This is a genomic window from Synechococcus sp. UW140, from assembly GCF_900474295.1.
GTDB lineage: Bacteria > Cyanobacteriota > Cyanobacteriia > PCC-6307 > Cyanobiaceae > Synechococcus_C.
The window spans coordinates 114,653-140,768 of sequence record NZ_UCOB01000014.1; the positions used below are offsets into that span (position 1 = coordinate 114,653).

33 protein-coding genes and 1 tRNA gene are annotated in these 26,116 nt (G+C 58.2%); 24 read left to right on the forward strand and 10 right to left on the reverse strand.

What is annotated here, in order from left to right:
• The first annotated feature begins 177 nt into the window (after positions 1–177).
• From DXY10_RS05490 to DXY10_RS05510, 5 genes are all read left to right on the forward strand, one after another.
• Positions 178–1,110 (forward strand): sigma-70 family RNA polymerase sigma factor, encoded by a 933-nt coding sequence (locus DXY10_RS05490; RefSeq protein WP_115016987.1) that lies wholly within the window; start codon positions 178–180, stop codon positions 1,108–1,110.
• A gap of 41 nt (positions 1,111–1,151) precedes the next feature.
• Entirely contained in the window at positions 1,152–1,526 is a 375-nt protein-coding gene (locus DXY10_RS05495; protein WP_115016989.1) for a YkvA family protein, read from the forward strand.
• Positions 1,527–1,537: 11 nt separating this feature from the next.
• Positions 1,538–1,870, forward strand: a complete 333-nt coding sequence (locus tag DXY10_RS05500) for a hypothetical protein (protein ID WP_115017392.1) — start codon at positions 1,538–1,540, stop codon at positions 1,868–1,870.
• A gap of 94 nt (positions 1,871–1,964) precedes the next feature.
• A complete protein-coding gene (locus DXY10_RS05505; protein ID WP_244281963.1) occupies positions 1,965–2,162 on the forward strand; it encodes a hypothetical protein in 198 nt (65 codons plus the stop codon).
• 8 nt (positions 2,163–2,170) lie between these two features.
• Entirely contained in the window at positions 2,171–2,635 is a 465-nt protein-coding gene (locus DXY10_RS05510) for a phosphate-starvation-inducible PsiE family protein (protein ID WP_115016993.1), read from the forward strand.
• Here the strand turns inward: DXY10_RS05510 and DXY10_RS05515 are convergent.
• Complete coding sequence (locus tag DXY10_RS05515) at positions 2,575–3,186, reverse strand: Nif11 domain/cupin domain-containing protein (RefSeq protein WP_115016995.1); 612 nt, start codon at positions 3,184–3,186, stop codon at positions 2,575–2,577. The genes DXY10_RS05510 and DXY10_RS05515 overlap by 61 nt on opposite strands.
• Positions 3,187–3,273: 87 nt before the next feature.
• Between DXY10_RS05515 and DXY10_RS14495 the strand changes: the two genes are divergently transcribed.
• Both DXY10_RS14495 and DXY10_RS05525 read left to right on the forward strand, forming a co-directional pair.
• Entirely contained in the window at positions 3,274–3,432 is a 159-nt protein-coding gene (locus DXY10_RS14495) for a hypothetical protein (protein ID WP_170955710.1), read from the forward strand.
• Positions 3,417–3,794 carry a c-type cytochrome gene (locus tag DXY10_RS05525; RefSeq protein WP_244281949.1) on the forward strand — a complete coding sequence of 126 codons (378 nt, stop codon included), beginning with the start codon at positions 3,417–3,419 and terminating at the stop codon, positions 3,792–3,794. The genes DXY10_RS14495 and DXY10_RS05525 overlap by 16 nt, the downstream gene beginning before the upstream one ends.
• Here DXY10_RS05525 and DXY10_RS05530 read toward each other — a convergent pair.
• Positions 3,770–4,039 carry a YciI family protein gene (locus DXY10_RS05530; protein ID WP_115016999.1) on the reverse strand — a complete coding sequence of 90 codons (270 nt, stop codon included), beginning with the start codon at positions 4,037–4,039 and terminating at the stop codon, positions 3,770–3,772. The two genes, DXY10_RS05525 and DXY10_RS05530, sit on opposite strands and share 25 nt — an antisense overlap.
• A gap of 101 nt (positions 4,040–4,140) precedes the next feature.
• Between DXY10_RS05530 and DXY10_RS05535 the strand changes: the two genes are divergently transcribed.
• On the forward strand, positions 4,141–4,512 hold the full coding sequence (locus tag DXY10_RS05535; RefSeq protein WP_115017398.1) for an AbrB family transcriptional regulator: 372 nt from the start codon (positions 4,141–4,143) through the stop codon (positions 4,510–4,512).
• 1 nt (position 4,513) lies between these two features.
• On the opposite strand, the gene trpA is transcribed toward DXY10_RS05535, so the two are convergent.
• Genes trpA through DXY10_RS05550 form a run of 3 tightly spaced genes read right to left on the reverse strand, consistent with a single transcriptional unit; the run spans position 4,514 to position 5,976 of the window.
• Positions 4,514–5,341 carry a tryptophan synthase subunit alpha gene (gene trpA, locus DXY10_RS05540; RefSeq protein ID WP_115017001.1) on the reverse strand — a complete coding sequence of 276 codons (828 nt, stop codon included), beginning with the start codon at positions 5,339–5,341 and terminating at the stop codon, positions 4,514–4,516.
• 46 nt (positions 5,342–5,387) lie between these two features.
• The gene (locus tag DXY10_RS05545) at positions 5,388–5,720 is read right to left on the reverse strand and encodes a DUF3007 family protein (RefSeq protein ID WP_115017003.1); all 333 of its coding nucleotides are present in this window, start codon (positions 5,718–5,720) and stop codon (positions 5,388–5,390) included.
• A gap of 4 nt (positions 5,721–5,724) precedes the next feature.
• The gene (locus DXY10_RS05550; protein ID WP_115017005.1) at positions 5,725–5,976 is read right to left on the reverse strand and encodes an NAD(P)H-quinone oxidoreductase subunit L; all 252 of its coding nucleotides are present in this window, start codon (positions 5,974–5,976) and stop codon (positions 5,725–5,727) included.
• 65 nt (positions 5,977–6,041) lie between these two features.
• Between DXY10_RS05550 and DXY10_RS05555 the strand changes: the two genes are divergently transcribed.
• Positions 6,042–6,127, forward strand: a tRNA-Leu gene (locus DXY10_RS05555).
• Between the two features lie 65 nt (positions 6,128–6,192).
• Here DXY10_RS05555 and pyrC read toward each other — a convergent pair.
• Positions 6,193–7,293 (reverse strand): dihydroorotase, encoded by a 1,101-nt coding sequence (pyrC, locus tag DXY10_RS05560; protein WP_115017007.1) that lies wholly within the window; start codon positions 7,291–7,293, stop codon positions 6,193–6,195.
• Positions 7,294–7,311: 18 nt separating this feature from the next.
• Complete coding sequence (locus DXY10_RS05565) at positions 7,312–8,973, reverse strand: SulP family inorganic anion transporter (protein WP_115017009.1); 1,662 nt, start codon at positions 8,971–8,973, stop codon at positions 7,312–7,314.
• 119 nt (positions 8,974–9,092) lie between these two features.
• Here DXY10_RS05565 and DXY10_RS05570 point away from each other — a divergent pair, with 119 nt between their 5' ends.
• From DXY10_RS05570 to DXY10_RS05600, 7 genes are all read left to right on the forward strand, one after another.
• Positions 9,093–10,190 carry a calcium/sodium antiporter gene (locus tag DXY10_RS05570; protein WP_115017011.1) on the forward strand — a complete coding sequence of 366 codons (1,098 nt, stop codon included), beginning with the start codon at positions 9,093–9,095 and terminating at the stop codon, positions 10,188–10,190.
• Positions 10,191–10,281: 91 nt separating this feature from the next.
• Complete coding sequence (locus tag DXY10_RS05575; protein WP_115017401.1) at positions 10,282–10,782, forward strand: DUF2231 domain-containing protein; 501 nt, start codon at positions 10,282–10,284, stop codon at positions 10,780–10,782.
• Positions 10,779–11,414 carry a DUF2231 domain-containing protein gene (locus DXY10_RS05580; RefSeq protein WP_115017013.1) on the forward strand — a complete coding sequence of 212 codons (636 nt, stop codon included), beginning with the start codon at positions 10,779–10,781 and terminating at the stop codon, positions 11,412–11,414. Before DXY10_RS05575 ends, DXY10_RS05580 begins: the two co-directional genes overlap by 4 nt.
• Complete coding sequence (locus DXY10_RS05585) at positions 11,411–12,358, forward strand: cytochrome c oxidase subunit II (RefSeq protein WP_115017014.1); 948 nt, start codon at positions 11,411–11,413, stop codon at positions 12,356–12,358. Before DXY10_RS05580 ends, DXY10_RS05585 begins: the two co-directional genes overlap by 4 nt.
• Before the next feature lie 5 nt (positions 12,359–12,363).
• Complete coding sequence (locus tag DXY10_RS05590; protein ID WP_115017016.1) at positions 12,364–14,049, forward strand: cbb3-type cytochrome c oxidase subunit I; 1,686 nt, start codon at positions 12,364–12,366, stop codon at positions 14,047–14,049.
• A 4-nt stretch (positions 14,050–14,053) separates the two neighbouring features.
• On the forward strand, positions 14,054–14,659 hold the full coding sequence (locus tag DXY10_RS05595) for a heme-copper oxidase subunit III (protein ID WP_115017018.1): 606 nt from the start codon (positions 14,054–14,056) through the stop codon (positions 14,657–14,659).
• Between the two features lie 63 nt (positions 14,660–14,722).
• Positions 14,723–16,240, forward strand: a complete 1,518-nt coding sequence (locus tag DXY10_RS05600) for a GMC oxidoreductase (protein WP_115017020.1) — start codon at positions 14,723–14,725, stop codon at positions 16,238–16,240.
• Between the two features lie 64 nt (positions 16,241–16,304).
• On the opposite strand, the gene gorA is transcribed toward DXY10_RS05600, so the two are convergent.
• On the reverse strand, positions 16,305–17,666 hold the full coding sequence (gene gorA / locus DXY10_RS05605; protein ID WP_115017403.1) for a glutathione-disulfide reductase: 1,362 nt from the start codon (positions 17,664–17,666) through the stop codon (positions 16,305–16,307).
• A 198-nt stretch (positions 17,667–17,864) separates the two neighbouring features.
• On the opposite strand from gorA, the gene DXY10_RS14500 reads away from it, so the two are divergent.
• From DXY10_RS14500 to DXY10_RS05620, 3 genes are all read left to right on the forward strand, one after another.
• Positions 17,865–18,014, forward strand: a complete 150-nt coding sequence (locus tag DXY10_RS14500; RefSeq protein WP_170955702.1) for a hypothetical protein — start codon at positions 17,865–17,867, stop codon at positions 18,012–18,014.
• 141 nt (positions 18,015–18,155) lie between these two features.
• Complete coding sequence (locus DXY10_RS05615) at positions 18,156–18,662, forward strand: DUF2808 domain-containing protein (protein ID WP_244281950.1); 507 nt, start codon at positions 18,156–18,158, stop codon at positions 18,660–18,662.
• Positions 18,663–18,703: 41 nt separating this feature from the next.
• Positions 18,704–19,420, forward strand: coding sequence for a ParB-like protein (locus DXY10_RS05620; RefSeq protein ID WP_115017026.1), 717 nt, complete (start codon positions 18,704–18,706; stop codon positions 19,418–19,420).
• Here DXY10_RS05620 and dnaA read toward each other — a convergent pair.
• Positions 19,380–20,810, reverse strand: a complete 1,431-nt coding sequence (gene dnaA / locus DXY10_RS05625; protein WP_115017029.1) for a chromosomal replication initiator protein DnaA — start codon at positions 20,808–20,810, stop codon at positions 19,380–19,382. The genes DXY10_RS05620 and dnaA overlap by 41 nt on opposite strands.
• A gap of 86 nt (positions 20,811–20,896) precedes the next feature.
• Here dnaA and DXY10_RS05630 point away from each other — a divergent pair, with 86 nt between their 5' ends.
• The 5 genes from DXY10_RS05630 (at position 20,897) to DXY10_RS05670 (ending at position 25,565) form a co-directional block, all read left to right on the forward strand.
• Positions 20,897–22,048, forward strand: a complete 1,152-nt coding sequence (locus DXY10_RS05630) for a trypsin-like peptidase domain-containing protein (protein WP_115017031.1) — start codon at positions 20,897–20,899, stop codon at positions 22,046–22,048.
• Positions 22,048–22,683, forward strand: a complete 636-nt coding sequence (locus DXY10_RS05635) for a TIGR04282 family arsenosugar biosynthesis glycosyltransferase (RefSeq protein ID WP_115017034.1) — start codon at positions 22,048–22,050, stop codon at positions 22,681–22,683. The genes DXY10_RS05630 and DXY10_RS05635 overlap by 1 nt, the downstream gene beginning before the upstream one ends.
• A gap of 840 nt (positions 22,684–23,523) precedes the next feature.
• Entirely contained in the window at positions 23,524–23,733 is a 210-nt protein-coding gene (locus tag DXY10_RS05650; protein WP_115017037.1) for a hypothetical protein, read from the forward strand.
• Between the two features lie 778 nt (positions 23,734–24,511).
• Positions 24,512–24,907 (forward strand): hypothetical protein, encoded by a 396-nt coding sequence (locus DXY10_RS05665; protein WP_115017040.1) that lies wholly within the window; start codon positions 24,512–24,514, stop codon positions 24,905–24,907.
• Positions 24,873–25,565: a TIGR04283 family arsenosugar biosynthesis glycosyltransferase gene (locus DXY10_RS05670; RefSeq protein WP_371411123.1), complete on the forward strand. Its 693-nt coding sequence runs from the start codon at positions 24,873–24,875 to the stop codon at positions 25,563–25,565. The genes DXY10_RS05665 and DXY10_RS05670 overlap by 35 nt, the downstream gene beginning before the upstream one ends.
• On the opposite strand, the gene DXY10_RS05675 is transcribed toward DXY10_RS05670, so the two are convergent.
• Positions 25,562–26,065 (reverse strand): GNAT family N-acetyltransferase, encoded by a 504-nt coding sequence (locus DXY10_RS05675; RefSeq protein WP_115017043.1) that lies wholly within the window; start codon positions 26,063–26,065, stop codon positions 25,562–25,564. The two genes, DXY10_RS05670 and DXY10_RS05675, sit on opposite strands and share 4 nt — an antisense overlap.
• Between the last annotated feature and the right edge of the window lie 51 nt (positions 26,066–26,116).

The following is a 26,116-nucleotide window of genomic DNA, read 5'->3' on the forward strand; positions in this document are numbered from 1 at the left end:
TCAAGAACCTCTAGCCGCAACGCACTAGAGGAGAAAACAGATGCGTTGATGACATCGCAAAACATAAATAAAAAAAGAAAGCGGAATAACGCATCAATCATTAATTCCGCAGTCTTTATTACACCCCTGAGTCGCAATCATTTCCGCCCTAGGTTCAAAAAAAGACAGGAGTTGAAGATGGTGAGCTCCCTGAGCGCATTCCTTGGCGAAATCGGCAGACACCAGCTGCTGACCCCTGAGCAGGAGTTAACCATGGGCCGCAAGGTTCAAGCCATGGTTTCGATCACAGAACGTTGCATGCTTGCAGGGGGTACTGGCCCGGCATGCGTTTACAGCGATGACGAGAAGAGGACAATCAAGAGAGGAGAAAAAGCAAAGAATCAGATGATCACGGCCAATCTTCGTCTCGTGGTCAACCTTGCCAAGCGCTATCAGGGCAAGGGTCTTGATCTTCTCGACCTGATCCAAGAGGGAACTCTTGGTCTCACTCGTGCGGTGGAGAAATACGACCCCACCCGCGGACATCGATTCTCAACCTATGCCTACTGGTGGATTCGCCAAGGCCTCAATCGAGCCCTATCCACCCAGAGCCGCACGATTCGAATTCCCGTCAATGTGAACGAAAAGCTCACCAAACTACGTGCCGCCAAAGCACGATTGATGCAACGTAATGGACAGGCCGCTACTCCAGATCAGCTGGCGGAGGCGATGAATCTTTCCAGAACCGAAGTGGATGACCTTCTCGGTTGTGAATTGCGCAGTGTGACCGTGAGCCTGCAAGGCATCGTGAAATCAAAATCCGACCCTTCGGAACTGGTTGATGTGCTGCCAAGCGATGAATTACCACCGATGGAACGGGCCGAAATCGCTGAACGATCTGCCTCAGCCTGGAAGCTGCTCGACAAATCCAATCTCACCCCCAAGGAACGCACGGTGGTGATGCTGCGCTTCGGACTTGATGGTTCCAACGAATGGCGCACCCTGGCCGAGGTCGCCCGCCATATGGGCTGCAGCAGGGAGTACTGCCGTCAAGTGGTGCAACGGGCCCTGCGCAAACTGAGAAAGACCGGGATTCAGAACGGCCTGATCGAGGCCCGGGCAGAGGCCTGAGGGCGAGAGTGGGAGGAACGTGACACCAGGAGAGACAGGCCATGGCTGAGGCTTCTTCGTTCCACGAGCCAGCTGTCGATGCCGAAGTCATTGACAGCTCCGTCATCGATGAAGGCAACCTGCGGCGTCTACTGCGCCGAGCCGGTCGCAGCGTTGCCCGACCAGCCCTGGAGGTGCTTGAACTCCTGCTGGACCAAGACACTCCACATCAGGCGCGCCTCACCCTGCTCGCGGCTCTGACCTACCTGTTGATGCCCGCCGACCTGCTGCCGGATTTTCTGCCAGTCGTGGGCTTCAGCGATGATCTCGTGGCACTCACAGCCGTGATCGGACTGTGGCGACATCACATCAGTGATGACATCCGACTCAGGGCACAGCGCAAACTGGACCGGTGGTTTCCGCCCGGTCGCCCTTGACCGGCTTGCCCATGAGTCAGTGGAATAGGGCAATGGAGGAGGAGCTGGTCGTGCTGCTCAAGGACTGGCTCAAGCACCAGGGGCGAACACAGGCTGATTTGCGTCGCTGCCTGCGGGCAAGCTCCACGCGGATGCCAGCACTACTTGAGGTCCTCGAGCGGGAACATCGCCAGGGAGGGCTACCCAAATTGGCGGCTCGGCTTTGTGCGGTCGAGGCCGATTGGAGTCGTTCACCCTCTCCAGCACTCGGCAATGAGAGTGCTTCAGGGGAAGTGGCAGAGGTCGATCCTTTCGGGCAGTTGGATCTGCTTCTCCAGGAAATCCGCGACGATTCCGTCAGCTGACGCCGATCCCATGCAAAGTGTGGGAAGTCGACCGCAAGACGTGTCCGTTGGATCTGGCCTGATCGCCACAGCAGCCGCACTCATCAGCCTGCAGATGGCTGCCATCTCACCCGTGATGGCTCAAAGGGAAACCTGGCTCCTTGGCCCTGACAGCCGCACCGGCCAGGAAAGCAAGGTGGTGCCCACTGACTGCGTCCAAAACAGCGACGGATCCATTACCTGCAACACCAAGATCGAGAATCCTCCCGGGGATACACCAGCACGCCCCTCCTATCAGCCCTTCACCAACTGAGAGCATCCGTGACGCGATCACGACCCTCCTGGCCAACCTTTTTGAAGGTTGTTGATTCGGCCGAGCGCAAAGTAGCCAAGTTGCTCACCGTGATCACCGGGGTGGTGATCGTGGCCGCACTGGTGCAATTGACCATCAGGGTGGGAACTGACTTGATCAGTCCACAGCCCGCCAACTGGTTGGGGGATGGACTGATCAAAGTGCTTGGTGATCTGCTCACCGTGCTGATTGCTCTCGAAGTGCTGCAAAACGTCACCAGCTATCTGCGCCGCCATGTGGTGCAACTGGAACTGGTGCTGGTCACCGCTCTGACTGCGGTGGCAAGAAAAGTGATCGTGCTCCCCGCCAGTTCCGAAAACAAACCACAGCTACTGATCGGATTGGGCGTGGCATCCGTGTCCCTGGCTTGCGCCTACTGGTTGGTGATGCGTGCAGGAGCCGGGCGCCCCTCGCCAACGGACTCCTCCCAGTAGAGCGCCAACCACAAGGTTCCAGGGTCAGGGTCGGTGCGTTCCAGCCGATGACGACGATGCGGAGGCAGATAAAGACTGTCTCCAACCGAGAGATCGAGCATCTGATCAGGCTCGGTCAGGCAAAGCCGCGCACTGCCACGCAACAGGATGAGCCACTCATGTTCGGTCTGGTCGTACCAGAACTGAGGAGGACTGGAGGCCTCACAAGAATGAATCAGATCGAGCCGCCAGTCGGAACCGCGCTGTAATTCGCGCACCCGCTCCGTTCCTGCTTCGGGCAGGGGACTGCGCAGCAGTGGCTCGGGATCGACGCAGAATGGAGATCTGCATGGGGCATTCGCCGCGGGCGCGGCGGATTCCAGCTCCGTTGAAGCCTCACCCCAACGCCTTCCGATCTCAAAGCCCCAGCCACGGGCGAGTTGAACCACCTGGTTGTGGTCGACACAGGCCGCGAAGGCTTGACGGCGCAGAGGATCCTCCTCCAGGGATGCAACCAAGGCATTGAGCTGCTCCACTTTGCGCAAAAATCTCTGCAGATCTGCTTCCGCCAATCAATCCTCCAGACCCAACACTGTGATCCTGACAAGCAACAGGGAAAGCCATGCCCCCCGGACTTGCGCAGCAGTCTCAGGATCATCATGGCGACGGCAAAAGCCGCCGAGTCGATTGGAGCTCGAAACGACATTCCCAGGGAGTATCGATCCGCTGCAGACCTGATGACGCACGATCAACGCTGTCTGCAACCTGTAGGAGCAGAATGCCCTGCAGCAGCCTGGCGTGAATGGCAGCCGATCTGAGCCTCACCCTATCGATCCTTCGCCACCGATTGAGGAGGCAGATGCTGATTGTGGCTGTGGTGATCGGCCTTACTTGGGTTGCTTTTCCTGCCCAAGCGCTCACAAGTAGTGGCGAGGAGTTGTTCAACAACCACTGCATCGGCTGCCATGTCAATGGAGGCAACATCATCCGCCGCGGCCGCACCCTTAAACTCGCGGCCTTAAAGCGCAACGGGATCGATGATCCTGAAGCGGTCGCCAGAATTGCCCGGGAGGGAATCGGCCAGATGTCCGGTTATGGGGATGTTCTAGGTGAAGGCGGAGACCGTCTTGTTAGCGAATGGATCTGGGACCAGGCTCAAAATGCCTGGACCCATGGATAAACCTCAAGGGCCGTCCAAATCCCTTCGCGCCAATACACATCCTGCTCAAGCAGACCACGAAGCTGCTGCTCATCTGTAGCTTCAAAGATCCCAAAAACATGAGTGCTGGCTTGAGTTGGGCCCAGTGTGATCAGTGTGCCCTGTTCCTGAAGAGTCTTCAAACGGCTGAGATGCTCATCACGAAAAGGGGTGCGCTTTTCAAGAGCATTTTCGCAGTAAGTGCCCCAAAGAACGAAACGAGCCATCGACGCTTTCTGCTCCAAACCAGGGAAAATAACCCTCTGAGAATGGCACAGTGGAATCATCAAAGGCTATGTTCATAATGGTGATCTTCTCTCAAACAATCATGCTCACAGGGAGTGACCTGCTCAACAAGGTCAAAGAGCTGGGCGATGTCAGCAAATCCGATCTCGTCAGGGCCTGCGGCTACGTATCGGGCAAGAAGGATGGTGGTGAGCGCCTCAACTTCACTGCGTTCTATGAGGCCCTTCTTGAAGCCAAGGGTGTGAACCTTGGCCTCGGTGGTGGTGGCGGTGTCGGCAAAGGCGGCCGCAAGCTTTCCTACGTCGCAACCGTTCAAGGCAACGGCAACCTGCTCATCGGTAAGGCTTACACCGCCATGCTCGATCTCAAGACCGGCGACGAATTCGAGATCAAGCTGGGTCGCAAGCAAATCCGCCTCGTTCCCGTCGGCGGGAGTGAAGAAGACGAAGAGTGATTCAATCGGCAGCCTGTCTCAGCTGCCGGCAAAATTCACCAGCCTGTGCGGCAGCAGAGATTGGCTCTGTTGCCGCGATTCTTTTCACTAAAGCACTGCCGACAATCGCTCCATCCGCACCCCAGGATTTCACTTGCTTGACCTGATCGGGTCCCGAAATCCCAAATCCAACAGCAACTGGAATGGGGCAGCAGCCTTTGAGATCTGCTACGAGAGATGACACACGATTCTCGAGGCTGACGCGTTCTCCAGTCACACCCGTGACGCTCACTAAATAGGTGAATCCACGACTGGCAGAGGCGATTCTTTGCATCCGATCAGCTGGAGTGGTTGGCGCCACCAGCAGCACGAGATCAAGCCCATGGGCTTGTGCCGAAGGAGACAGGCGCTCGGCCTCCTCCAGGGGGAGATCTGGAACAACAAGGCCACACACTCCAGCGGCGGCCGCATCGGCGAAAAACTCCTCGGCGCCTCGGTTCAGCAGTGGATTGCTGTAGGTGAAGAGGATCACAGGGATTGTGAGCTTGCCCTTCAGACCGGAGAGCATCTCCAAAACGCGGCCGGGGGTTGTCCCCGCAGATAGAGCTCGATAGGCAGAGGCCTGGATCACCGGTCCATCCGCCAGTGGATCGCTATAGGGGATCCCCAACTCCACCATGTCGGCTCCGTTCTCTTGAAGGCTGAGCAGCACGTCCGAGGTAGTGGAGAGGTCGGGGTCTCCAGCCATCAGAAATGGCATCAGGGCCATCCGCCCCTGCTCTTGCAGACCGGCGAAACGTGCCGCAATCGGTGACGGGGAGTCGGCTGCGGACACGGCAGATGGGGTCATGGAAGCCAAGAACGCTGATTCAGCGCAACACAAGCACTGCGGGAGCCTACGAGTCGGCGGAGGTTTCAGAGGAGATCTGCTGCAGCAGAGCTTGTTGTTCCTCAGGGCTCAGAGAGTCAAAACGGTTCTGAAGCTGCTCATCGGTGATCTGGTCGTAACCCTCGCGGTAGCGACGCCGCTGCTCCATGTAGGTCATCTTTCCAGTCACAACGCGGAACAGATAAGAACCAGTCCACACCACCACGATCACGATCAGAACAGCTTCCGCCGCGATCCCCGCAGAAGCATCCTCGAAACCTGCTGCGGAAAAAACGCCGTAACCGATGCCCCCCATCACCAGCACGAGGAGGCCAATCAACAGAACATTGAGACGGGTCAATGGATCAGACCTCACCCTGGCCTTGAAGCCTGAAATTGAGGAAGGGAGCAAACAAAATCATGCCCGGGAAAAAGAGAAACACCATCCCGTAGACGCCCAGTCGCTCCAGCTTGCCCATGCAGTACCAGCGTTTGTTCATCCACAAATAGAGAACAAGAGGAATCACGACCAGGTAAAGGCCCCCCAAAACCGTGTAGGTGGCAAGCACAAGCAAGGTCTCAAGGCTGACCACACTGGTGAGGGCATCCGGCAACACGACAGTTCCGCTGAGTGATCGAAATCTAAGATGCCGTGCAGGGCACTGACAGGAGCCTTACCGCCGGGGGCATGGCGGAATCGGTAGACGCACGCGACTTAAAATCGCTTGGGATGAAAATCCTGTGGGGGTTCAAGTCCCCCTGCCCCCATCAATCCTGGGCATGGCCAGATCGTGCAGCGGGTCTTGAGGTCGAGGGCCGACGGGTCTTCATCCTCAGCTCGATTGCCTCTGTTCAGAGGTCACCACGCGCCAGAGCAGGGTTTCCCCGGCATGGAACAACAGGGGAGCCTGGTCAACCTCGAGAGAGGTTTCATCGCCGGGAGCGGAGAAGGGTGGATCCAGCCGTTGGGGCACGGTCTGTTCACTCCGCTCAAGGGTGACGGACTGCTCATTGAGGGGTAGCCCATAGAAACGAGGCCCGAATTCACTGGCAAAAGGTTCAAGCCGATCCAGGCATTCCTCCTGCTCGAAAATGGCGGCGTAGCTCTCTAGCGCGTGCATGGCATTAAAAATGCCAGCACATCCGCAGGCACTTTCCTTTCCAGCTCTGGGATGGGGCGCGGAATCAGTCCCAAGGAAAAAGCAGGGCTCACCACTGGTCGCAGCGCGCACCAAGGCACGGCGATGGGTTTCACGCTTCACCACTGGGAGACAGTAGAAATCGCTGCGCAGGCCACCGGCAAACATGGCGTTGCGGTTGAGATGGAGATGATGAGGCGTAATCGTGGCCGCCAGTCGCCGATCCGATCCGGACACATAATCCACGGCCTGTTCCGTGGTGATGTGTTCCAGCACAACCTTGAGACCAGGGTGACGGCGGCGCAGTGGGATGAGATGACGCTCGATAAACACCGCTTCCCGATCAAAGATGTCGACCTCCGGATCCGTGACCTCACCATGGATCAACAGGGGCATGCCCAGACGTTCCATCGCCTCCAGCACCGGATCGATCCGTTCCAGGTCAGTCACGCCTGCTGCTGAATTGGTGGTGGCGTTGGCGGGGTAAAGCTTGGCCGCAGTGATCACCCCTTGGCGGTGCCCCCTCTCCAGCACCTCTGGAGCCAAATCATCGGTGAGATAGGCCGTCATCAAAGGAGTGAAGTCCAACCCCTCCGGCACTGCCGCGAGGATTCGGTCGCGATAAGCGACAGCCGCCTCAACGGTCGTAATCGGAGGACGCAGGTTGGGCATCACGATCGCCCGAGCAAACACCCGTGCTGTGGCAGGAACCACGGCATGCAGCATCGCCCCGTCCCGAAGATGCACGTGCCAGTCGTCAGGACGGCGCAGTGTCAGACGATAGGGGGATGCCACAGGAGACGCAAAGAGGAGCTAGTTGAGGGCAGAGACTGCGCGGCGCAGGGCTTCGCAGCGATCGGAGGTGATGCACTCTTCAGGGAGCTGTTGCAACAACTTCAACTTCTCAAGCCGTTTGCGAGTCGCACCAGGCAAGAGCACAACATGCACAGTGCGTCCCACCTCAATCGCCTCCTTAATGGCATTTTCAAGCGCTAGCGAAGCGGTGACCCCGAGGTGAGAAACCTCATGCAGATCAAAGACTACGGACTCACAATCACCAATGGCGTTGTGTTCCCTGGAGATGGCCTTCGCCACCCCAAAAATCATCGGACCTGCCAACTGGAACAACAACACCCTGCCAGCGGCCTTGTCAATGAGCTCCTGCTCCTCAGCAGAGAGTTCCACATCATCATCCGCGGTGCTAATCGTTTTCACCCGCTTGGACTGCAGGGCACTCATCCGATCAATGGTCAGCACGTTGGCCACGAACACCCCGATTCCCACCGCAGCGATCAGATCCACCAGCACGGTGAGTGCGATCACGCCATAAGTAATCAGCGCTGCCTTCAAAGAGAGGTGATGAGCTCTCTGGAGGAAATCCCAGTCGATGATATCGATACCAACCTTGAGAGCGATTCCGGCAAGCACAGCCAGAGGAATCGTTGAAGCAAGCGGCGCCGCGGCGAGGATCACCACCATCAGGATCACCGCACGAATGATCCCGGAAAGGGCCGATCGTCCACCGGCCTGAATATTGACCACGGTGCCCATGGTGGCCCCGGCGCCGGGTAAGCCACCAAACAGTCCGGAGGTGATGTTGGCAAGCCCCTGCCCAACAAGTTCCTTATTGGAGTTGTGCTCTGTGCGGGTCAGGCTGTCGGCCACCACGGAGGTGAGCAGGGCATCGATGCAGCCCAGCATGCCCAGGACGGCACCGTCCACGAACATCAAACCGAGCTGATCACTGCTGAAGTTGGGAACGTTGAAACCAGGCAGGCTTGCTTTGAACTCAGGAATCCTGGCCAGATCAGCAGCTGCAAGGGCAGGCAGATAAAGAGACAGCAGTGTTCCGATCACAAGGGCCAACAGCTGAGGAGGGCAAAACCGCTTGATCGCTGCAGGTGTGAACCAAAGGATGGCGACGGTAATCAGCGCCAGAATCAGCTCAGGCTGATCCACATGAGTAATCAGGTAAGGAATACGCATCAGGGTTCCCTTCACCCCACCCTCCACCTGCTGCCCGAGGAAGGCCGGTAGCTGAAGGATCACCAGGATGGCGCCAATCCCAGACATAAAGCCGGAGATCACCGTGTAGGGCATCTGGGTGACATACCGCCCCAGGCGGAACACGCCAAACAGGATCTGGAACAGGCCCGCAAGAATCACCACGGTGAAGGCCATGGCCATCCCGGTCTTCAACTCCTCAGCACTGCTGGCTTGGGAGGTAAAACTCAGGAACACGGTTGCAAACACCACAGTCATCGGACCAGTCGGTTCCGAAATCAGGGTGGGCGTTCCCCCAAAGAAAGCCGCCACGAGGCCAATAATCACGGCTCCCCAGAGACCTGGGCCAGGGTCACCACCCGTAGCCGCCACACCGAAGGCAAGTGCCATCGGCAGGGCCACAACTGCTGCCGTCAGCCCACCAAAGGCATCTCCTTTGATGTTTTGGGTGCTGATGTGGTTCAAAAACACCGGCAGGCGTTGCGTAGGTCGCGGAATGCTAGGCCTCGCTGCAAATTGCGAGCATCCTGTGTGATCAGTAATGCAAATCCACCCGAGGCAGCAGAATCAGGCCACCTTCATCTGCTGTGATGCCACCGTTCCTACTCGCCGCCCTGGAAGTGCTGGTGGGGATCGGCCTGCTCTTCGGTGGGGGTGAACTGTTTGTGCAGGGGGCTGTGACCCTTGCCCTGATCTTCGGCATCCCTCAGCTGGTGATCGGTCTCACGGTGGTCTCGCTAGGAACAAGCGCACCGGAGTTCTTCGTGAGCATCAGCTCGGTGCTCAATCAGTCCGATGCTCTTGCCGTGAGCAATGCGGTCGGCAGCAATATCTTCAACGTGATGGTCGTCCTGGGAAGCAGTGCCTTGGTGCTGCCTCTCAAAGTGGAGAGCCGGCTGGTACGGCGGGATGTGCCCCTCCTACTCGCCGTTTCCGCCGCCGTTTGGGGGATGGCCTCGACAGGCAAAGTCACATGGCAGTCAGGCATTGCCCTGTTGCTAGCCCTTGTGATCAACACCATCTGGGAGATCCGCACCGCCAGGGAAGAACCAGAGGAAATGGAGAATGCCGAGCCTGAGATCAATGCGGAGACCGCCGAGGGAGGCTGGATCAACGCCACGATCCGTCTTGCCGCAGGCATTGTGGTACTGGGCTTCGGCGCCAGCATCCTGGTCAAAGGGGCCAGTGCCGCCGCGCTGCAACTGGGGGTGAGCGAAGCCGTAATCGGGCTCACGATCGTTTCCGCCGGCACCTCAATGCCAGAGCTGATCACATCCTTGGTGGCCGCATTGCGGGGACGAACGGATCTTGCCATCGGCAACGTGGTGGGCAGCTGCCTGCTCAATCTGCTGCTAGTGCTCGGCGGAGGAGCTCTCGCTGCCGGTGGCCGCGGCCTCAATGTGAGCCCGGAGCTGATCAATGAAGATCTCCCGGTGATGCTGCTTACCTGCCTTGCCTGTTTCCCAATCTTCTGGACCAAAGGCGTGATCTCACGCCTGGAGGGTGGCCTGCTATTGGGCCTCTACATCGTTTACATCACAGACAACGTGCTTCCCCGCACCAACCTGGCGTCCTGGTCTGATGAGTTCCGTTTGATTGTTCTCTGCTTGGTTTTGCCGGCCGTGATGGTGATCATCACGACTCAGGCCTTGGTGTACTGGCGACAGTTGCGACAACAGAGGAGCTAGAGGCGAACTTGATTTGTCGACAAAAGTGATTAGGAACGATGACCATCAGCAGGATGCTGGACATCCTTGAAGAGTGCTGCTCGGCTTGCCGATGCTCGGGCTACTGCCCCCACTGAACGACAAGAATCTCCCCTGGCTCGACGTCATCCATCCGATCATTGTTCACTTCGTGATCGCCATGGCACTGATCAGCGTCGTGTTCGACCTGATCGGTGTGATCACAGGCCGGCGCAATCTCTTTGAAGTGAGCTTCTGGAATCTGCTCGTCGCCACCATGGCGATTTTCGTCGCCATCATCTTTGGGCAGATCGAAGCAGGACTGGCCAACCCCTATGGCACCGCCCGCGACATTCTCAGCCTTCACAGCACGATCGGTTGGTCCCTGGCTGGAGTACTTGGTCTGCTCACGGGCTGGCGCTTTGTTGTCAGACAGAAGGATCCCAACCGACTCCCCGTTGGCTATTTGGCTGTCGATGGTCTGCTGGCCGTGCTGGTGGTAGTGCAGGTGTACCTCGGCGACAAACTCGTCTGGGTCTATGGACTGCACACCGTGCCAGTGGTGGAGGCAGCGCGCCGCGGAGTGCTCTCATGACGGCGCTCGCTTGGCCTTGGTTGATCGCGATTCCATCGCCGATCAACGAGATCATCGACCAGCTCGGGCCCAACAATCTGCCTTACGCGATTCCACTGCACCCGAATCTGGTGCACTTCACCATCGGCTTATTCGCGATTGGAATCGCATTCGATTTCGCTGGGGCGTTCTATCCCCTGGAGAAACGAATTTTCCGGTTTTTAGCGCTGCCGGTGACCCGGGTCGGCTTCCACGATGTGGGCTGGTACAACCTGCTCGCCTGCAGCGTGATCACCTTCTTCACGGTGGCGGCAGGCTTTTTCGAAATGCTTCTGGCCGTGCCCCTTCCTGGAGTGAAAAACGTTCTCGGCCAGAACGCGATCGACACCATGCTCTGGCATGCGATCGGTGGCGTGGCCCTCTTGCTGATCATCGTGGCCATGACCATCTGGCGAGCCTATGAACGGTTTGTGTGGAGACGGGAGCTTGGCCGTCAGGTGAGCTGGCTGTACCTGGCCAGCGGCTCATTGATCCTGGTCTTGATGGGTGTGCATGGCAGTCTCGGCGCCTGGCTGGCAAGTGAGTTCGGCGTACACATCACCGCCGATCAGCTGCTGTCATCCGGTGCCAACCTGCAGGAGGTGCTGCCATGACGAGCACCTCTCCCTCACCCCGCCAAGGCCTGCCGATCCGCCGCATTCTTGTGATCAGCCTCGCCACGCTGGTCAATCTGGTGCTGAGCATCTGGATGGCGCAATGGTCGGTCGACTGGCTGCCCGTGGCCGCCTCAACGGCAGCCCCCTATGTGGATGGTCTGTTCAGCCTTGAGGTTGGCATTGGTTGCTTCATCTTTGTCGGCTGTGTCGGCTTCATCCTTTGGTCGGTGCTATTCAGCCGGGCAGACAAATACGACGAAAGCGATGGCCTCCCGATCGAAGGCAACACCCGCCTCGAAATTGCCTGGACGGTGATTCCATTCGTGGTGGTCATGGCACTGGCCTTCTATTCGATCCACGTCAACGAACAACTGGCATCCCTCGGTCCGAAGACCAAATACGACCTTGCTGTCGACCAGCAACCTGATGCCGTCGCTGCCGCCGACAACCTCAAAGACATTGGACCCATCCGTGTGATCTCCAGGCAGTGGAGCTGGGAGTTCGTCTACCCCGATGGCGTGCGCAGTTCAGAGCTACACCTACCGGTCAGTCAACGGGCCAACTTCCAGCTCAGCTCCGAGGATGTCCTACACAGCTTTTATGTCCCGGCATTCCGGCTGAAGCAGGACATCATTCCAGGCAGCGTCATCTCCTACAGCATCACGCCAACCCGGGAAGGCACCTATCGCCTTCGGGACGCGATGTTTAGCGGTGCGTACTTCTCCAGCAACCAAACCCACGTCATCGTCGAATCGGGGGAGGCATACGACCAATGGTTGAAAAAGGCCGCAAGCCAACCGCTGGTCTCCGGCTTGAGCCAGGCCACCGAGCTCTATCAGCAACGACTCGCGAAGGGGGACCGCGGATGGGCCACGGTGCCGCCTGCAGCGCCGCCCATGGTCAATGACCCCGGCCATCCCGACGTGCTCCACGACGCCTAACCCGCATGACCATCAACTACGACCCGCGGGTGCTCAAAGCGCCGCATCCAGTGCCTGGAGCCCCAGACAACTGGAAACGGTTCTTCAGCTTTAACACCGATGCCAAGGTGATCGGCATCCAGTACATCGGCCTTTCGTTGTTCTTTCTGCTGGTGGGAGGCCTGCTGGCCATGGTGATGCGCGGCGAGCTGATCACGCCGGCTTCCGATCTCGTCGATCCCACCGTTTACAACGGCCTCTACACCATGCATGGAACAGTGATGCTGTTCCTCTTTCTCTTTCCGGTTCTCAACGGCTTCAACAATCTGTTGATCCCGACGATGATCGGGGCACCCGACATGGCATTCCCGAAGCTGAATGCCGCCGCCTTCTGGTTGGTTCCTGTGTTTGCCATCGTTCTGATGGGGAGTTTCTTCGTTCCAGGAGGACCTGCCTCAGCCGGATGGTGGTCCTATCCGCCGGTGAGCATTCAGAACCCGCTGGGACATTTCATCAACGGCCAATTTCTCTGGATCCTGGCCGTTGCCCTCTCTGGGGTCTCCTCAATCATGGGAGCCATCAATTTCGTCACCACGATCCTCAGGATGCGTGCTCCTGGCATGACGTTATTCCGGATGCCGGTGTTCATCTGGACGGCCTGGGCCGCTCAGACCCTTCAACTCATTGGCCTGCCGGCGCTAACCGGGGGCGCAATCATGTTGCTGTTCGATCTCAGCTTCGGCACCAGTTTTTTCCAGCCGGAGGGCGGCGGGGATCCGGTGCTCTACCAGCATTTCTTCTGGTTCTATTCGCACCCAGCTGTCTATGTCATGGTGCTGCCGGTGTTCGGGATCTTCTCCGAACTGATCACCGTCTATTCCCGCAAGCCTCTATTTGGCTATCGCTTCGTGGCGCTGGCCTCCTTCGTGATCACATTTCTGGGCTTGATCGTGTGGGTGCATCACATGTTCTATTCCGGCACGCCGCAATGGATGCGCAATCTGTTCATGGTCACCACCATGTTGATCGCCGTGCCCACTGGCGTGAAGGTATTCGCCTGGCTCGGAACCCTCTGGGGAGGCAAAATCAGGCTCACAACACCGATGCTGTTTGTGCTCGGTGGCCTGGTGAACTTCATCTTCGGCGGCATTACCGGGGTCATGCTCGGCACTGCCCCGATCGACATTCATGTCGGCAACACCTACTTCGTGGTTGCCCATTTCCACTACATCATCTTCAACACGATCGGCTTTGGCATCTTTGCCGGCATTTACCACTGGTTCCCGAAGTTCACAGGACGGATGTTCTACGAAGGTCTGGGCAAGGTGCACTTCGCCCTCACCTTCATTGGCGCCACCCTTAACTGGCTGCCGTTGCATTGGGCTGGATTGATGGGGATGCCCCGGCGCGTGGCGTCCTACGACCCGGAATTCGCCCTCTGGAACGTGATCGCCAGCATTGGTGCCTTCATGCTTGGCGTGGCCTCAATCCCATTCATCCTCAACATGGTGAGCTCATGGGCGCGAGGAGCCAAAGCACCCCCTAACCCGTGGCGGGCCATCGGTCTGGAATGGCTGCTGCCCTCTCCTCCTCCGGCTGAGAACTTCGAAGACGACATTCCCACGGTGATCAGCGAGCCCTATGGCTATGGCCTGGGACGCCCGCTGGTGGAAGACGAGGACTATTACGTCCGCCGAGCCCAGGAGGCATGACGCCATGAGCACCACAGCTTCCGATCTACCCCTGCAGCACACCCCTGGTCATATCAAGCACGACGGTCACAATCTCACCGGGTTTGTGATTTTTCTGTGTTCAGAAAGCATTATCTTTCTGGCTTTCTTCGCTGGTTTCATCCTGCTCAAGCTCACGGCGCCGGAATGGCTTCCCAAGGGCGTTGAGGGACTAGAAACCCGCATGCCACTGATCAACACAATCGTGCTGGTGAGTTCTAGCTTCGTGGCCTATTTCGCCGAACGAAAGCTTCATCAGGGCAATCTCTGGGGGTTCCGGTTGTTGTGGATGTTGACCATGGCGATGGGCTGCTATTTCGTTTATGGCCAATACGTGGAATGGTCAGAACTGGCCTTCAGCCTGAATAGTGGTGTCTTCGGGGGAACCTTTTATCTGCTCACTGGCTTCCACGGCCTGCATGTGATCACGGGGATCCTGCTGATGGCGCTGATGCTGGGGCGCTCATTCCGCCCCAATAACTATGCCAAGGGTGATATGGGGGTCACCTCTGTGAGCCTCTTTTGGCACTTTGTGGATGTGATCTGGATCATCCTGTATGTGCTGATCTATGTGTGGCAACGCTCAAGCTGAGCGCGGTCAAAGTCAACACAACAGTCAACACAATCGTCCCGCCTTCCTCACTCTCCAACGACCATGATCATTGATGATCGCCATTACGACGTGATCATCATCGGCAGCGGAGCCGGTGGTGGCACTCTCGCCGGAGCGCTGAGTCGACAAGGCCACACAGTGTTGGTGCTGGAACGTGGCGGGCCGATGGCCCTGGCCGATCAGAACGTTGCCGATGTGGATCTGTTCCGCAAAGATCGCTATCACCCCCGCGAGCGTTGGTTCGGCCCCGATGGGGACCCCTTCCCCCCGCAGACGATGTACGCACTCGGCGGCAACACCAAGATCTGGGGTGCCGTGCTGGAGCGCATGCGCGAAAAAGATTTTGAAGAGCTGCCTTTGCAAGAGGGCATCTCACCGGCATGGCCGTTCGACTACGCCGAGCTTGCGCCTTACTACGACCGTGCCGAACAGCTCTACCGCGTTCACGGTCGCAGCGGCATTGATCCGAGCGAACCACCCCGCAGTGCAGAGTTTGCACATCTACCAAGACCACTACCCCCCTTTCTCGAACCTCTTCGAGAAGCACTGCAGCGCCAGGGCTGCAAGCCCTACGACCTGCCCCTCAGCTGGTCAGACGACCGCGATGACCCCACTGGAGATGCCCAGCTCTATGGGCTTGCATGGGGCGACAGTCAACACCTCAGCGTTCGCCACGATGCACGGGTGCTACGCCTCCACGTCAACCCCAGCGGACGGGAGGTGAAAGGCGTGGAAGCGGAGGTAGCGGGGGAGCAATGGCTCTTCTCAGCCGACATCGTGGTACTCGCAGCCGGCGCAATCAATACCGCTGCGATCCTATTGCGCTCCAACAATGAACGGCATCCACAAGGCCTCAGCAACGGTTCCGACCAAGTAGGGCGAAACCTGATGAACCTCCAGCTGACCTCGATCCTGCAGCTGGCCACGGAACGCAACGACGGGCGCTACGCCCGTTCCCTGGGCATCAACGACTACTACTGGGGAGACAAAAACGTTAGTTTCCCCCTCGGCCATATTCAGGCAGCAGGAGGGGTGCTCCAGGATGCCCTCTTCGCCGAATCACCACCTGTGCTGTCCTTGGTTAGCAAACTGATCCCGGATTTCGGCTTGGAGCGGCTGGCATCCCGCTCGATTGCCTGGTGGGCGATGAGCGAGGTGCTGCCTGATCCCCATAACAAGGTCTGGCTTCACCACGACCAGATTCGAATCAACTATCTGCACAACAACCGCGAGGCTCACGACCGACTGGTCTATCGCTGGCTTGACACCCTCAAGGCGGCAGAAGCGGACCCAATCACCAAAGTGGTGACTGCAGCCCCAACCCATCCGCGAGGTGAAGCACCAATGAGCGTGGTGGGCTACAGCTGCGGGACCTGCCGCATGGGAGAGAACCCTGCCACTGCAGTCGTGAACAGGGATGGCCGCTGCCATGAGCTCGACAACCTGTACATCGCAGACACCAGCGTGTTCCCCAGCTGCCCGAGCGTGGGTCCAGGCCTCACCGCCATCGCCATCGCCCTGAGACTGAGCGACCACCTCGAAGCCCGACTGCATGGCTAGGGGCTGCCAAAGGGAATGAAGAGACCGGTTCGGGACCAAGCAGGAGTCAACTGAGCGACAGCCTTCAAGCCATCGTCACAAATTCTTCGGAGACCGTGGGATGCAGAGCCATCGTGCGGTCGAAATCCTCCTTGGTCGCCCCCATCCCAACGGCGATGGCGGCCATCTGGATAATTTCAGCCGCATGCTCACCAACCATGTGGCATCCGAGAACCTTGCCGCTCGACGCTTCAAGCACGAGCTTGAGCAAACAGCGGGGCCCGCGCTTAGGCAAAGCCTGAGCCATGGAGCGGAAGCGGGCGCGATGCACGGTGACCGCCTCTTTGCCAAAACGCTCTATCGCTGTTTCCTCACTCAGCCCAACCGTTGCGAGCTCGGGCTGACTGAACACAGCACTGGCAACGAGGTCGTGATTCACCTGTCGATGACGACCGGCAAAGGCGAAGTCGGCGTAAGCACGCCCTTCATCCACCGCGACCGGAGTGAGGCAGACGCGGTCTGTCACATCACCAACGGCGTGAATGTGGGGCCTGTTCGTGGCTTGATCGGCATCAACAGGAATGCGGTGGCCATCCACCGCCACAGCCGCCGCGCTCAGATTGAGCCCTTCAAGGAAAGGGCGTCGCCCGGTGGCAAGCAGCACACCACAACAACCAACAGAATCACCCTCACTGGTGACAACAGTGAGCTCACCGGGCTGACCTTCAATGGCCGCCGGACTGACCTGGAAGCGGATCTCGACACCTTTCTCCTCCATCCCCTCTTGGACGACAGAGGACAGCTCACGGTCAAAGCCACGCAGCAGATGGTCGCCACGCACGAGCTGAACCACCTCCACCCCAAGCCCTTTGAGGATGCAGGCGAATTCGCAGGCGATGAAGCCGCCGCCAACCACAACAACCCTCGCCGGAAAACGGTCCTGAAGGAACATGTCATCGCTTACCCAAGCCAGTGCAGCGCCGGGGATCTCCGGTCGATGAGGGCGACCACCGACCGCGATCAGAATGCGTTTTGCCTCTAGCACCCTGTCTTGACCAATGCCGTCGGCGTGGCTGACAGCAATCCGATGGCCATCAAGAAATCGGCCCCAACCTGGAACCAACGTCACTCCTGCCTTCGCGAGAAAATCGATGTGCAGAGCATTCAGACGATCCACCTCCTGGCGTACATGGCGCAACAGCACCGCCGTATCCCGTTGCACCGCTCCCGGAACAACGCCGTAACTCGGAGCTGAGTCCAGCTGCTCCTGCACCTGGGAGCCGTAAACCAGCAACTTCTTAGGAACACAGCCTCGGATGACGCAGGTACCGCCGACCCGATCGCCTTCCACCAACGCAACCCGTGCACCATGAGAGGCAGCTCGTTTGGCGGCTGCAAGTCCACCAGAACCGGCACCGAGAACGACCAGATCAAAGGAGTCTTCCAAATCTCCGCAGGGCACAACGCCGCCAACTGCCGGCATTGTGCACGTGCGCTGGAACACTGTCAGAAGGTGATGAACTGATTAAGTTCAGACCAAGAAAGCAAGACATCCGTGCAAGGACGACGTCACACGAACAACACTCCCCTCATGACGGCCCCCCTCTCGCTTCGAGAGATCGCAGAAACAATCACGTCAGAGGACATGAGCACCAGACTGAGCCTCCTGGCCAAGGAGGGGCGCCGAGACGACTGCCTGGCCCTAATGCAGGAGCTTGGAGACTGGCAGAGCTGTGATCCAGACCTGATCGCCGACGTCCTATACATCCCCTATCCGACCCACAACAAGCGCTAAGGGAGGATCGAATCGGGCAGCCCGAACTTTGGCAAACGTATGTCAAGACGTCGATCACAGCAGTCTGGCCAAACGAGCTAAGCATCGTCAGACTTTCCCAAGTCACCACGAGCAGCGATGCGTGCAATCTCTACTGGGCTGATGGCCAGCCTGCTGTTCGCTATCCCCGCAGCCTTTGGGGTCGAGGTGAATGGACGCAGCAGTTTTGTTGCAGTGCCAACCCAAACAGAGCTGATTAACTACGAGAGCATTTCCTTCAGCGGTGGTGCGGTTTTCTATTTAGTTCTGAAAATGCCCAAGGGCGCGGATGCCGGCCTTGCCGAAATCAATTTCAGCCAGATCCGAGGAGCCCAACCGGCTTTTTATTACGGCCCTGTGCAGCCGACCGCCTTTCTTGGCCGCCCACGACATGAAGGAAAGAGCCTGCCGGTCTCAGCAGAATTCTCCGACGACAACCGTTCAGTAGCCATCCGTTTTCAAGACCCCGTCGTTCCAGGAGAAACAGTCACCGTCGCTTTTCGCATTGGGGTCAACCCCCCAGCCGACATCTACACCTTCTCAGTATCAGCAACACCATGGGGACAACAGCCGATTGCTCAAACGGTGGGTGTCGTGCAGATGAGTATTTATGAGAACACCGATTTTTAAAGGCTCCATTGCACGCAATCGCGGCATCGTGCGCTCCCCCAATGAACACTAGATCTCTACACCTCGCCCATTACGACCGCATCCCTGATCCCGACGACGGCTTCACGTTGTTCGAGGTTGAAGTGGGCCGTCTACAACCCACACAGATGTGCATCGGGCTGGCGGAAGTACGCAGTAGGCAGCGAGATTTCCTCCAGGACAGCGAACAGGAGCGCCAGCGTTATTTGCGAACCAAACCGGTGCCCTTGGTTCGCAATGGAAGCGGAGACTTGTGGATGGTTGATCGCCATCACCGACTCAGAGCTTTGTTGGAGCTGGATCCGACGGTCACCACCTTCGGATATGTGATTGAGGAGTTAGCTCAAACCAACCGTCTCGATGTTCTCCAACACCTGCAGGACAGAGGTTGGCTTTACTTATTTGATGGTCGTGGCAATGGTCCGCAGTCTCCAGAGGCCTTGCCATCCAATCTGTTGTCGCTACTAGACGATCCCTACCGAAGCCTTGTCTGGAAACTGAAAAAGGAGCGCGCCATCAACCCCCAGCCCCTGATCCCCTACCACGAATTCCGCTGGGGAGCCTGGCTGCGGCGCCGTCCGCTTCCTCCCTTCTCTTCGCTGCAGCTTGATCCTGCCCTTCCGGCAGCACGACGACTGGTGAAATCCTCTGGAGCCTCACATCTTGCGGGCTGGACAGGCAACATCTCCTTGCATCGGTCTACCGACGACGACGGGAATCGATCTGGAGTAGATCCTTGACCTTCTGCACCTGGCTGGCGAGCTGAGGATCAGACGAGAGTTTCTTTTCCACCTGCTCAATCGCATACATCACCGTGGTGTGATCCTTGCCGCCAAAGGTTTCTCCAATCCGCGGCAAGCTCAGATCCGTGCCCTTGCGCATCAGAAACATACCCACTTGACGCGCCTGACTCACGGCTCGGCGGCGGCTACTACTCCGCATGTCATCGGCACTGACATCAAACACCTCAGAAACCTTGTCAATGACCTGTTGGGGGGTCACTTCCACACCACGACCACTCGGATCGAGCATCGGAGCGACCGATTCGACGGTCATCGGCAGACCCGTAATCGAGGCAAACGCCACCGCCCTGGTGAGGGCACCCTCCAACTCACGAATATTGGACGTAAAACGCCCAGAGATGTACTGAATCAGTTCTCGGGGCAGCGAAACTTTCTCCTGCTCAGCCTTTTTCTGAAGGATCGCCATCCGGGTTTCCAGATCAGGGGCCTGGATATCCGCGATTAAACCCATCGAAAAACGTGAAATCAAACGCTCCTGCAACCGGGGAATCTGACTGGGTGGACGATCACTCGCAATCACGATCTGACGGCCAGCTTCGTGCAAGGCGTTGAAGGTATGGAAGAACTCCTCCTGCGTGTACTCCTTGCCCTCAATGAACTGAATATCGTCCACCAGAATCAAATCTGTCGCCCGATAACGATCACGGAATGCCTGCATACCGTCCTTGCGGATCGCCAAGATCAGGTCATTAGTGAACGTCTCTGTGGAGACGTAATACACCCTGGCATCGGGATCGATCTCAAGTCGGTAGTGGCCGATGGCCTGCATCAAGTGGGTCTTGCCCAGACCAACGCCACCACAGATGAACAAGGGATTGAATTCCCGCCCTGGGGATTCAGCCACAGCAAGGGCAGCAGCATGGGCCATCCGGCTGTTCGGACCCACCACGAACCGATTGAAGACGTAACGCCGGTTCAACCCAGGCAGTCGGCGAGGCGGACGACCAGGGACACCGCTGGTCGGCGCGGCAGAGGGCAATCCTGTCGGCGGTTGCGCCGGGGTCTGCGGTGCGGCAGCTGGAGCAGCACCTCCAGAGCCGACAGAGCCGACAGAGCCGGAGGAAACTTCCTGATCCTCCTGACGGGCCAGAACGGTCACAATCACGGGATTGCCAACGATGTCGCTGGCTAGTTCAGTGATCGTGCTGAGGTAGTTCTTTCTCAACCAGTTGCTGGCAAAGCTGTTTGGGGCCTGAAGACAGAGCTCACCATCTGAGAAACCACTGCAACGCACCGGCCGCAGCCAGGTTTCAAAGGTGGGCTTGCTCAGACTGCCCTGAAGAGCGTGCTGCACCTTGTTCCACAGCTCACTCCCCGTCAGCACAATCAGCCCCCATTCGAATTGGGAATCTACGCACCTTGGTGAGTTTGCCGGCTCTTTCGTGAGACCCTGTCAGAAATCGGTGAGATGTTATGAACCGCGCCGCTCACACCCTGAAACGACGCCCTTTCTACTGGCTCGGGATCGTGCTGATTGGAGCTGGCCTCAGTGGCTGTGATCCCAACTGGAAACAACAACTGGGAATCAACCCTGAGACCACACCCGACAAGCTCCCAGAAGTGAGCGACGGGCCCAGTGCAGCTCCGCTCAAGCCTGGCCGCAACGTGATTGTGTCCGCGGTGGATCGTGTCGGCGCTGCAGTGGTGCGCATCGACACCGTCAAACGCGTCAACAATCCGCTAGGAAAACTGTTTGGAGGTGCGCCTTCAATCCAGCAGCAGCAGGGGCAGGGGTCAGGCTTCATCACCCGATCCGACGGGCTGATTTTCACCAATGAGCACGTGGTGGAGGGGGCTGATCAGGTGTCTGTGACCCTGCCAGACGGCCGCAGCTACAACGGCAAAGTGCTCGGAGGCGACCCTCTTACGGATGTGGCCGTGGTCAAGGTCGTGGCCGAGAAGCTACCGGTCGCCCCGTTGGGTGACTCCAACGACCTCAAGCCTGGAGAGTGGGCGATCGCCATTGGCAATCCCCTCGGCCTCAACAACACCGTCACCGCCGGCATCATTAGCGCCGTTGACCGCACCAATGCCCTTGGCTCCGGTCAGCGAGTGCCCTATATCCAGACCGATGCTGCCGTCAACCCTGGAAACAGTGGAGGGCCGCTGATCAATGCCGCCGGGCAGGTCATCGGTATCAATACAGCGATCCGCAAGGCCCCAGGGGCAGGTCTCAGCTTTGCCATTCCGATCAATCTGGCCAAACGAATCGCCCAGCAGATCATCAGTACTGGCCAAGCCTCTCACCCCTACATCGGGGTCCGGCTTCAGAGCCTCACACCTCAGCTCGCGAAAGAGATCAACGCCACCAGCACAACCTGCCGTGTGCCGGAGGCCAATGGCGTGCTCGTGATCGAAGTGGTCGAGAACACCCCTGCCTCTCGAGCTGGGATCAAGACGTGCGACTTGATCCAGTCCGTGAACGGCAAACGGGTGAAGGATCCCTCCGAAGTCCAACTAGCGGTCGACCGAGGCACGGTGGGAGAGCCGATGCCACTAACAGTGGAGCGAAACGGTGAAGAGATTGAACTCTCCGTACGCCCAGCAGAACTGCCCAGACGTTGATGAAAGCTGCCGATCTGGCTGGTCGGCCTGTGCTGGTGATGATGAGCCGCTGGCCAGCCTTCGGCCGCTGCAAACGCCGGCTTGGAGCCACGATCGGCAGCACGGCTGCAGCAACCGTGCAGGCCCGCCTAAGAACCCACACACTGACCGTGGCTCAAGAGCTACACAACGATGGGCTGCTCAGCTTGAGGCTCGCCCTGAGCGGAGGGCCAAGCCGGAGGGAGCAACAACGGCTGAGCGCCAAGGTGATTGATCAGGGCAAGGGCGGCCTGGGATTGCGAATGCGCAGGCAGATGCTTGAAGCCAGCAAGGGAAGCTCGCCGCATCCTGTGCTGATCATCGGCACAGATTTACCTGATCTGTCTCGCCGGGATCTGTGCTGCGCTATCGAAGCCTTGCACCATCACCCGCTTGTGCTCGGTCCAGCCCGTGATGGAGGGTACTGGCTGCTAGGGCTCGGCCGGCACCAGGCACAGGCCTGCCCTGCTTGGCTCTTCTCCGGCCTGCCCTGGGGGAGCGAGCATGTACTCAGCACCACCCTGCAGCGAGCTCAGTCCAGAGGATGGCCCGTGTGGCTGCTTGATGAGCACAACGACATCGACCGAATGGAAGACCTTTCTCCATGGCTGGCCTGACGTTGATACGACCAAGGCGGTCGTATGGCTTCTGTTGTGACTGTTCAGGGCTTGGTGCTGGTTGCCATTCCATTGATCTCCTGGATGCTGGCCCTGATCCACCTCAGGATCTGAAAACCATCAGCATGACGAACGACTGATCCCAACAACAACCTGATGTTTCTGAGCATCAGCCCCGCCAAAGGGTGATCGTGAGTCGTACTGCGATTGCGACTGGTGTTCACAATCGAAAGATTGAACGAGTCATGGGTATCTGGAGAGGCCTGGGTAGCCGAGATTCAGTATGAAACTGAATTCAAAGCCTTCGTGTGTGCTCGCACGAAATGCATGGCAACGGGACGCAGCTACCGAGTGATCAACCCCAGCCAAGAAGTCCAATGCATCATCACACTGGAGGATTGCAAAAAGCATTTCGGGCTTGGTTGAGTTGAGCAGCCAATGCGCAGAAGAGCGGAAGCGGCCAACCGGTTAGATAGAGCGGCCGTAAATCAGTTTGCAGATCTCAGGGGTGACAACAGCTGCAACATCTTGCTCCCGATCAACCACGCGATAGGTCTGACCAGTTGCCATGCACCTCGACCTCGCCTGAACAAATGCCTTAATTTCAGTCCTGTATGCGATTTCAGGAACCCAGTGTTCTTCTGATTTGCGTTCGATTGTGAACATGACTTTAACTAGTCTTCCTAAAGAGTGCAGCCAATACGAACCTTGGCCCAAAAATTCAATGATCTACTTGGGATCATCGAAGAGAAAAAAGACAGCGTCCGGCATTAGCAACACTCCTCATCCCTGAGCCAACACAAGCTCGACCGTGCTGTTGCGAGCCATCAGCACAGCACCATGCCGGCAGAAAAACCTCTACAGCAAAGAGGTCGAAGCGATGAGCATCGAGATCCAACGCTTCCCTGCTTGGCCCCATTGGCTTCAACAGCCTTAGCCAAACAGCTTTGGGCAGTGGAGCAGGTCACCAGTGGCCAGATACGCAAAAACGGCGGCTTCGAGGCTCATCCATCCACCAGCCCTAGACCAGCCGATGGGGCCAGCACCTGATGCTCAGGAGCCAAACCATTGTCTTCATGTCCAATGCTCGGCCGACCTCAATTCGCTACACAGACCGACCAAGCAGGCACTCGATCAGCAGCAAAGAAAGGAATCGAGAATGCAAAACCTTGGCCGCACCTTGAATCACGAATCCAGTTCACAAACCAGTCAATCGTCAACCCGTCGCCAATCCTGATCAGGCGATTGATGACGGCAGCAGCAGTGCTGAAAAACTCGCAAAAGGGATGGACATCAAGCTGTTTGGGACAGGCCGAGACGTCACCGCTTGCAGCCTCCCGAGACAAGCCACAGAGCAACAAGAGGGCAGACACAGCTTGAACATCACAGGGGCAGATCACCGTTGTGCTTAGCCGTACTCTTGAGCCCATCCAACTTGCTTGGTCCAGGTCGGCGCCCATTGGTGGCAACGCTTGGTGAGGTGAGCACCCTGCTGCAACTGCTTTCTCTTCAGGTTGCACCCGACCAAGGTGCGACTGTGAGCATCCATGCCATAAACAAAGTGCTGACAAGTCATGCAGATGCAAGCACCCTTCCAGCCGCTTAGCTCCTGCTCGTCAACGAAAGCCCAGCCCTCCACATAACCCCCATGCATAGTTCTTATGTACTAGGCGTGGTTGGGACCTGCGTCAAGGCCGTACCGAATCTTTCCTCAAGAGAGCAATGCTGACTAGGGGGAAACGATCAGCCATCTCTCAGCCAATCCTTCATCGCAGAGAGGGAAAGACAGCTTTGCTTGATCAATCAAGAGCTAACGAGCGGCCGAGGCATGCGAATCGACAAGCTGACCGGTCTCATCGCTGTGATTCGAAGCGATGCACTAACTGGGCTTGGCGAGGTCTGTCTCACACCTCCGGAAGGTCTAGCGAGTGATCGACAGCATCAGATCACCGCTCAGGCTGAGCGCTATCGCGTTCAATCAGAAGCACTGGGTCGAGACGAACTGATCGTGCTGACAGCTCAGGATGCAGTCAGTGTGGATGCCCCAGGTCGGGGACGAGAACACCGACAACAGCACCAACAACGTCGCAGTGGTTCACACTTGCGTCCCATGCAGGAGGCCGCGTTCAATCAGCCTGATGGATGTTTGAGACCCCCCTATGGCTGGCATGCACGCTGGGCTGCCCTCATTGAGCGTCGTCATCCCGTGCCTGAACGAAGCTGAGCGCCTGCCCCTGCTGCTTGCCGATCTGCAGTGCTGGCGGGGGAGCCTTCAAATCATGGTGGTCGATGGCGGCAGCCGCGACCACAGCAGCTGGATCGCGCGCATGGCCGGGGCCGAGTGTGTGCACGCACCAAGACCTGGGCGAGGTGCTCAGCTGCAATGCGGCGCCGCTCAGGCCCTGGCCCCCTGGCTTCTGTTCCTCCATGCCGACAGTCGACTTAACCCCGCATGGGCTGAACGTGTAATGGCCGTCATGGAGGATCCCAAAGCAATCGATGCCGCCTGGTACTTCGACCTGCGCATCGAACCTGGCCGGCCGGCTCTGCGCATGCTGGAGGCCCTAGTGGCACTACGCAGCCGATGGCTGCAGCGGCCCTATGGGGACCAGGGACTGCTGTTGCACCGAAGGCTCTACCAGCGCTGCGGCGGTTATGCCCCTCTTCCATTAATGGAGGATCTCGATCTGGTGGAGCGCTTAGCCCCTAGGGCGCGGCTGAGGCCCCTCGGACAACCACTGGTCAGTGATGGTCGACGCTGGAGCGGAAGCAGCGTGCTTCAACGCAGCTGGGGCAATGCCCGTCTGCGTCAGCGCTGGTACAACGGCGAGTCAGCAGAGCAATTGGCGGCCACCTATTACGACCGTCATGCCAACCATTAGGAGGCGTACCAGAAACCGCAACGATGACCGTAAGGCTCTAGCTCCCAGCCCAGGCGCTGATAAAAGGGCAGAACCCCAGGGTCCGCAAACAGCGTGACCCTCTCAGTGCCCATCTCCCGCAGCGCATCCAGCACGTAATCCATCAGCTGTTTGCCAAGACCAGACCCCTGATAGAGGGGATGGATCGCGACATCCCAGATCGTGGCATCGAGCACCCCATCTCCGGTGCAACGTGCGAAACCAACCAGCCTGGGCAAGCGAGGATCATGGCGCCAGAGTCCCACACAGATCAAGCTGCATTCGAGTGCACGGCGCACCCGGCGCACAGGTCTGCGACTCCAGCCCACAGACTCCAAAAGACGCTCCAGCTCGACCAGATCCATCGGGCGGGCCTGACTGAACACCAGACTGATCTGAGGGTTAGCCGTACGGCAGAAGCGGGCCTTATCGCCATAGGCCTGCACCAGCGTCTCCTGTGTGAGTGCAGGCGTTTCGATCACCCAGCCGTTGCGAACAGACTCTGATCTTGGCGTATCAGCAAGGGATGCCAC

Bases quoted from the DNA above. Each gene is read 5' to 3' on its own strand.
- DXY10_RS05490 (WP_115016987.1), top strand. From the start codon at position 178: ATGGTGAGCTCCCTGAGCGCATTCCTTGGCGAAATCGGCAGACACCAG.
- DXY10_RS05575 (WP_115017401.1), top strand. From the start codon at position 10,282: ATGCTCGGGCTACTGCCCCCACTGAACGACAAGAATCTCCCCTGGCTC.
- DXY10_RS05525 (WP_244281949.1), top strand. From the start codon at position 3,417: ATGGCAGCCGATCTGAGCCTCACCCTATCGATCCTTCGCCACCGATTG.
- DXY10_RS05665 (WP_115017040.1), top strand. From the start codon at position 24,512: ATGCGAATCGACAAGCTGACCGGTCTCATCGCTGTGATTCGAAGCGAT.
- DXY10_RS05570 (WP_115017011.1), top strand. From the start codon at position 9,093: ATGCCACCGTTCCTACTCGCCGCCCTGGAAGTGCTGGTGGGGATCGGC.
- DXY10_RS05600 (WP_115017020.1), top strand. From the start codon at position 14,723: ATGATCATTGATGATCGCCATTACGACGTGATCATCATCGGCAGCGGA.
- DXY10_RS14495 (WP_170955710.1), top strand. From the start codon at position 3,274: ATGGCGACGGCAAAAGCCGCCGAGTCGATTGGAGCTCGAAACGACATT.
- DXY10_RS05585 (WP_115017014.1), top strand. From the start codon at position 11,411: ATGACGAGCACCTCTCCCTCACCCCGCCAAGGCCTGCCGATCCGCCGC.
- DXY10_RS05635 (WP_115017034.1), top strand. From the start codon at position 22,048: ATGAAAGCTGCCGATCTGGCTGGTCGGCCTGTGCTGGTGATGATGAGC.
- trpA (WP_115017001.1), bottom strand. From the start codon at position 5,341: ATGACCCCATCTGCCGTGTCCGCAGCCGACTCCCCGTCACCGATTGCG.
- DXY10_RS05595 (WP_115017018.1), top strand. From the start codon at position 14,054: ATGAGCACCACAGCTTCCGATCTACCCCTGCAGCACACCCCTGGTCAT.
- DXY10_RS05495 (WP_115016989.1), top strand. From the start codon at position 1,152: ATGGCTGAGGCTTCTTCGTTCCACGAGCCAGCTGTCGATGCCGAAGTC.
- DXY10_RS05630 (WP_115017031.1), top strand. From the start codon at position 20,897: ATGAACCGCGCCGCTCACACCCTGAAACGACGCCCTTTCTACTGGCTC.
- DXY10_RS05615 (WP_244281950.1), top strand. From the start codon at position 18,156: ATGGCCAGCCTGCTGTTCGCTATCCCCGCAGCCTTTGGGGTCGAGGTG.
- DXY10_RS05500 (WP_115017392.1), top strand. From the start codon at position 1,538: ATGAGTCAGTGGAATAGGGCAATGGAGGAGGAGCTGGTCGTGCTGCTC.
- DXY10_RS05590 (WP_115017016.1), top strand. From the start codon at position 12,364: ATGACCATCAACTACGACCCGCGGGTGCTCAAAGCGCCGCATCCAGTG.
- DXY10_RS05535 (WP_115017398.1), top strand. From the start codon at position 4,141: ATGCTCACAGGGAGTGACCTGCTCAACAAGGTCAAAGAGCTGGGCGAT.
- DXY10_RS14500 (WP_170955702.1), top strand. From the start codon at position 17,865: ATGAGCACCAGACTGAGCCTCCTGGCCAAGGAGGGGCGCCGAGACGAC.
- DXY10_RS05530 (WP_115016999.1), bottom strand. From the start codon at position 4,039: ATGGCTCGTTTCGTTCTTTGGGGCACTTACTGCGAAAATGCTCTTGAA.
- DXY10_RS05650 (WP_115017037.1), top strand. From the start codon at position 23,524: ATGCCGGCAGAAAAACCTCTACAGCAAAGAGGTCGAAGCGATGAGCAT.
- DXY10_RS05505 (WP_244281963.1), top strand. From the start codon at position 1,965: ATGGCTGCCATCTCACCCGTGATGGCTCAAAGGGAAACCTGGCTCCTT.
- DXY10_RS05620 (WP_115017026.1), top strand. From the start codon at position 18,704: ATGAACACTAGATCTCTACACCTCGCCCATTACGACCGCATCCCTGAT.
- DXY10_RS05580 (WP_115017013.1), top strand. From the start codon at position 10,779: ATGACGGCGCTCGCTTGGCCTTGGTTGATCGCGATTCCATCGCCGATC.